This is a genomic window from Moorena sp. SIO3I6 (assembly GCF_010672095.1).
The window spans coordinates 1-1,359 of record NZ_JAAHHU010001385.1 but is presented as its reverse complement, the minus strand read 5'-3'; the positions used below and the strand labels follow the sequence as shown (position 1 = coordinate 1,359).

Genomic DNA, 1,359 nt, shown 5'->3' with positions numbered 1-1,359 from the left:
GGATTTTTAACGAAACATACTGCTGACAGAAGAGTCTTCATGAATACGCCAGATGGTTTCACCCAATAAGTTAGCCACTGAAAGCACTGTCAGCTGTGGAAACCGTTTGGCGTCCGGTAGTGGAATACTATTGGTAACAATTACTTCTTCAAACACCCCACTAGAGAGGCGCTCTACAGCTGGTGGCGAAAACACGGCATGGGTTGCACAAGCATAGACTTGGCGAGCCCCCTCTTGACGCAGTACTTTGCCAGCTTCACAAATCGTGCCAGCAGTGTCAATCATATCATCCACCAACACCGCCGTTTTGCCCTTGACATCCCCAATCACATTCATCACTTCAGCGATATTGTGAGCTTGCCTGCGCTTGTCAATAATGGCAAGGGGGGCATCATATAGCTTTTTGGCAAAGGCTCTGGCTCTAGCCACACCACCAACGTCGGGCGAAACTACTACTAGATCAGTTAGGTGCTTAGAAGCAAGATATTGTAGCAATACTGGTGAACCGTAGACATGGTCACAGGGGATATCGAAATAACCTTGAATTTGAGCGGAGTGCAAATCCATTGCCAAAATGCGATTAGCACCAGCTCCAGTAATCAGGTTAGCCACCAGCTTGGCTGTAATGGACTCACGTCCCGCCGTTTTACGGTCTGCTCGCGCATAACCATAGTAAGGAATTACAGCAGTAACTTGCCGCGCTGAGGCTCGACGGCAAGCATCGATCATAATCAGTAACTCCATCAGGTAATCATTGACCGGATAGCAAGTCGGTTGAATGAGGTAAACATCACACCCTCTGATCGATTCTTGAATTTGGACATAGAGCTCCCCATCAGCAAATCGTTTCCGTAGCATCGGTCCCAAGTCGAGGCCTAGATAACGTGCTACTTCCTGAGAAAGGGAAACATTTGCCGAACCAGAAAATAGTCTTAAACGATTGTTAGCGGCAATCTGGGGCAGAATAGGTTGAAGCTCTAAAGTAACTGAACTGCTCACAGCAAACCCTCGAAGCTTATTTCAACGCGATCTTAACATTCTAAGAATATCCTTTTTATAATAATTTTTATAATTATTTATTTAAATTTAATTAATATTTTATTAATTTTTATAGCGTTGACCTGACAGAGGTGTTGACTAAAGACACTATATATAGTGTCTTGCTATCATACGAACCTGAGAACTCAAGCAGTTTTTTTTAAGTTTCTTACTAAAATACGAAAATTAACTATTGTACTTAATTAGAACAACTGTATATCTACTCAAGTAAGGTAGTTATTTAAGATAGTTCTACCCCAAAATAAGATAGCAATGAACATGTAGTGATGTTCTAATAAACCCGAACAACATATATAGCGG

The 1,359-nt window shown here is 42.4% G+C and carries 1 protein-coding gene; it reads right to left on the bottom strand.

Translation table 11 applies throughout. The features are described 5' to 3' along the window. Positions 1–6: 6 nt before the first annotated feature. On the bottom strand, positions 7–999 hold the full coding sequence (locus tag F6K49_RS49550; protein ID WP_293054379.1) for a ribose-phosphate pyrophosphokinase: 993 nt from the start codon (positions 997–999) through the stop codon (positions 7–9). Between the last annotated feature and the right edge of the window lie 360 nt (positions 1,000–1,359).